General features: G+C 54.5%; 1 protein-coding gene. It reads left to right on the top strand.

The genetic code is table 11. The annotated features are described in order from the left end of the window. Positions 1 to 41: 41 nt before the first annotated feature. A partial coding sequence (locus ACZYSM_RS29615) for an SH3 domain-containing protein (RefSeq protein ID WP_489077247.1) occupies positions 42 to 255 on the top strand: 214 nt, incomplete at its 3' end.

Raw genomic sequence — 255 nt, 5'->3', positions numbered from 1 at the left:
CCATCCACTATTTAGTGCCCATCGCTGGGGGCGAGTATCGGGTGAATGGCAATCCCTCGCTCCGTGTCCATGCTGAAGCGAGCGTTAGCAGTGCCACTATTACAGAGCTGCCAAATGGCACAGAAGTTACGATCAGTGGGGAAGGTGAGTTTCGTAAGCTGGTACGGGTGAACCAGTACGTTAACTTCAATTCGCTGGAGAGCGCGCAGGAACCAATGGCGGACCGCATCGTGGTGCTTGATCAACCCATAGCCA

The sequence above is a fragment of the Pseudomonas sp. F220 genome (assembly GCF_057813935.1).
The sequence above is the reverse complement of the archived record's forward strand: the minus strand, read 5'-3'. Positions and strand labels throughout refer to the sequence as shown.